This window comes from Deinococcus misasensis DSM 22328 (assembly GCF_000745915.1).
Lineage (GTDB): Bacteria > Deinococcota > Deinococci > Deinococcales > Deinococcaceae > Deinococcus_C > Deinococcus_C misasensis.
Genome location: NZ_JQKG01000093.1, coordinates 1 through 3,799, shown reverse-complemented (window position 1 = coordinate 3,799; position 3,799 = coordinate 1). Strand labels below are relative to the sequence as shown.

Below are 3,799 nucleotides of genomic sequence, written 5' to 3'. Positions count from 1 at the left end.
TTAAAATCTGTGCTGTATTTGGTGGGCGTTTTTCTCACGGTCTGACTCCTATTCTGACAGCTCAACCTGGAGTCAACAAAACTGTAGCAAGATCATTACACTTACCACAGAGCAACTAGAAAATTTTGCACATGCAACTCGCCTAGCTATTTCTCGAGCACATGCACTTCTTTTGCAAAGTTAGGTCGTTCGTTGAGATGATCACGCACCCCCAAGCCGGTAAAGGGGTGTAGCAAGGAGCTCACCTAGTGTGAAAACCCGATCCGTCAGTCCTAAAGCCATTGCTGGTGTTCTGTGCAGATACTTTTGACGCCCGATCTGCTCGGGCAATTCCACCTGCAGGCTTCGACAGGTCTTCGCCCAGTTATAGGACAGCCTTTCAAGTTCAGCCAGGCCAACACGGGTAATTTTTTTGTGTGCAAAACAGAGTCCTTTACGATGCATGTAGGGATTGTGTTGTCTGGCGGTGCCATTCTGTCGCTCCACAGCAGAGGTATTCGGTGTGGTATACCCCAGCCGTTCCAACTCTAAGCGGATTCTGCCAGGGGTGCCGTGGGTGTAGCAGATGTCCACCGTCTTTAACTTTTTGCCCTCCCGCACCTTGATGAGTTGCACATGGGCCAGCATCCTCGGAATGCGGTACTTCACTTTTGGAGGTCGACCCTTGCTCCCCTTTTTCTTCGGCTGGTACGGCACACCAAAGATTTCTGGAAACAAGGTGGCGTAGCCGTGCCCACCATCGGTGAACAAAGCCAGATGTTGTGGGTCTGCCAGACGGCTCTGGGCATCCTCCAGCAGACCTCGAATCAAGGTTTCGTCTCTGGCGCCCAGCCGTAGAGACACCACAAACTTGCTGTACGGATCAATGACTGTCGCTTCCCAGCACGGCTGACTTTTGTTACCGTAGAAACCATAACGTTCATCGGCTTGCAACGCGGTGGTCTTCACCTGCAAGGCTTTGTGGTCATGGAGGGCTCTGGCATGCTGTCCGGTCACCACAATGATGCGTTCTACCGTGTCGTGGTGGACTTTACAGAGCCGGGTGGTCGCGGAAATGGAATTGCCCTCACACAGGGTCTCAGCCACTTTGATGAATGTGTCCGGGTGAATTTTGCTGTTCCACAGAGGTGTTCCTTTGCGTTCACTGAACTCAGTGCCACAGGTTTTACACTTTAAGTACCGCAGACCATGCTTGCCGTAGGTCTTGCGCACCACCAGGTTGTCCTGGCCCGTTTTGAGGTGGTCTTGGCACCGAGGCATCAGACACGCTAAACTGCTGAGGGGTAGCTGTTTTTTTCGACTGTCACAAGCGAATTTTACTGCTCCCCTGTTCTTTTGGCTGCCCTCTGCGTGATCATCTCAACAAACCACCCAAAGTTACGATGGAAGAGTTATAGATCTGACCGGGTTAAATCCTCAACTACCAGAATCTGCCAGAATTGTTGCTTCGCGAGAATGGGCATACTTTGTCGGAAGCCACTTTTGCCCCGGGTGTCTTGAGGAAAACCAAGCATGGTTGTTGCCCTGGAAACTGCCCTGGACTTTTGCCTGCAATCGACATGAGTGTCTCCTGGTGGATACATGTCCATGCTGTATGCGCCGCCCAGGAAATTTCCGGCAGGAGACTGGAAGTGCACCCCGTTTTGCCTCTTTAACGCCATTGCCAGGCCATTGTATGAATCCTCGTGCTGTTGGGCAGGCTAAAGAAGGCCGTGCTTCGATACCGTGTCAATATCCTCTGTCCAATGCGCATACTCTCAAGCTCACAGAACATTCGCGCCTTCTCTATACCCAGGAGCGAATTACTGACCTATTGAACCAGAAAGAGACAACTGTTGCCGGTCAAAGCGTACCCACAATTCAGTACTTCAAACATTTGCGTTCCGTTTGTGCCATGATCCTTTACGCAGCAACACCTGAAGACCTGGGCGAGTTGCCACTTGCGATCTATCAAGTCTTCGAAAGGCACGTAGCAGACCGAATTGATGCCTTAGAAGAGCGTAAACGCATTCGCGAAAAAACTGCTCGCAGGGGTGGTCCAGCGCCAGCCGCTTTCAGAGGTGCGCCACAGAGTGCCAGTTTGATGGCATCAATCCTTCCCGCAGCCACACACATTCTGGATGCCAAAGACCCTGAAGATCTCCATAGTCGCTTGAATTGGCTGGTCGAACGTGTTCGCAGCCGCAAACAGAACAAAGTTCGAAACGCTGTTAACGATTATCATTTGACTGGTGTTCTGTTGGATGCTTTCAATAAGTGTCTCAGTCCTACAGCTGAGTTTGATCGTCGGCATGGAGTGCGATCACCAAGGATACAATCTCAGGGCTATATTTTTACTTCGAAACATATCCCTCAACTATTATGGCTGGAGGATTACGAGACATATTTTAAACCATTGCTCAGTACTTCAGATATTACAGATAACTACGCACGTCGAGCACTCTCCATTGTATTGTTGCGCCTTTCGACTCCTAAAGACTGGACCACTCTTGCCTTAGATCTGGGGTTACCAGCTTCAACAGGCAAAGGCATAGTCAACAAATTAAATACCGTAATCTCTGGGCTCGGAAATAGTGATGCATACGATGAAGCATTACACTCTTTAGCCAGGAGACTATCTAACTCTTCAAACAAAGTAGATTACGCATTGCGAAGACTGAAACTGAAAGATTTTCTGGAGATAGAAATATCAGACTGGAAATCCATTGCTGAGAATGCAGGATTCCGGCGTCCAGCCTACCCTGCCAGACGCCGGAATGGCGCGGCATGGGTCTGGAGCCAGGTTACTGGTGGCGATCCTCACCTCTCACCTGCATTATCAGGACCAAAAAGTATTAGCTTAAAGGAGGTTTATAGAAGGTTTTTAAAGGATGACATACCTATCATAGAGCAATCTCTATTTGAATATGCCCAATATCTAATTGATTCTATAGAGATTACTCCATCCAATTCAAAAAAGCCAAATTAACCTAATAAATGTCTGGCTATTGATTAATAGCCAGACATTATACATACAAGTGCTTTTACCACTAATCTTACATGGTCTCAATCGATCTAACAATTTTAACATCTAGACTACCTCCAAATTGATTATTATTCAAATTAAATACCACCTTGTGAAGTATGTTATTAGTATGTGTATAGTAAAAGATCACCTCTATATCTATAGGTCCCCTATTTAGCAAATTGTTGCCGATCGAATATAGAAAAAATTCTTCTCCAGATTTCAACAAAACAGATCTTGGGAAATCAGAAGCTTTCGCCCTCCTATCTATGGAAGGCGAAAGAGAGGCACTTTTACCTTGAACGTTTACCTGCTGAATAAATACCGAACTATTACTAATATTTACAACAGAGAATACATAGAAAGGAAATTCAGGACCTATATCACCATATCGCGCCCAATCGTAAGATAAAATAATATTAGGAAGCTTATTTTCTTTAATCTGTGCTTCCAAGGAATCATTTTGTCTTTTTTGCTCTCTTAGCTGGTGTCTCACCAGACTAGCATATACTCCCGTCACTATAGCAAGAGTTGCATTGATGAAAAGTCCCGCAAAATCTATCCAATCCCTTGGCATGTCGACACCTCGCAATATCATAGTCATTATCACGACATAAATGCAAACGTTCAACATGACAAGAAGAGTGGCTGCAGATGCCCTGACGGATGCTCCTTGGGATCTGAGTGATTGACCACTTCCTCTATTGACCCTTGGGGAATTTGATGAAGTTTTGGACGGTTCAGAGGCCGAAAAACTGCTGGAAAAGTTTGACCCTCTTTTGTTCCCAGGTCCCC

3 protein-coding genes and 1 pseudogene are annotated in these 3,799 nt (G+C 46.8%); 2 read left to right on the top strand and 2 right to left on the bottom strand.

Annotated features, from left to right (window positions below; genetic code table 11):
* Positions 1–201 precede the first annotated feature (201 nt).
* Entirely contained in the window at positions 202–1,215 is a 1,014-nt protein-coding gene (locus Q371_RS26270; RefSeq protein ID WP_245618434.1) for an IS1 transposase, read from the bottom strand.
* 178 nt (positions 1,216–1,393) lie between these two features.
* Between Q371_RS26270 and Q371_RS28255 the strand changes: the two are divergent.
* Positions 1,394–1,561, top strand: a pseudogene (locus Q371_RS28255) (TniQ family protein); the annotation flags it as partial.
* A 33-nt stretch (positions 1,562–1,594) separates the two neighbouring features.
* A complete protein-coding gene (locus Q371_RS26680) occupies positions 1,595–2,968 on the top strand; it encodes a hypothetical protein (protein ID WP_245618432.1) in 1,374 nt (457 codons plus the stop codon).
* A gap of 67 nt (positions 2,969–3,035) precedes the next feature.
* Here the strand turns inward: Q371_RS26680 and Q371_RS23155 are convergent.
* Positions 3,036–3,799, bottom strand: a 764-nt coding sequence (locus Q371_RS23155; protein WP_211253889.1) for a hypothetical protein, incomplete at its 5' end; no start/stop codon positions are given.

Excerpts from the sequence above, each read along its gene's own strand:
- Q371_RS26680 (WP_245618432.1), top strand. The coding sequence starts at position 1,595 with ATGCGCCGCCCAGGAAATTTCCGGCAGGAGACTGGAAGTGCACCCCGT.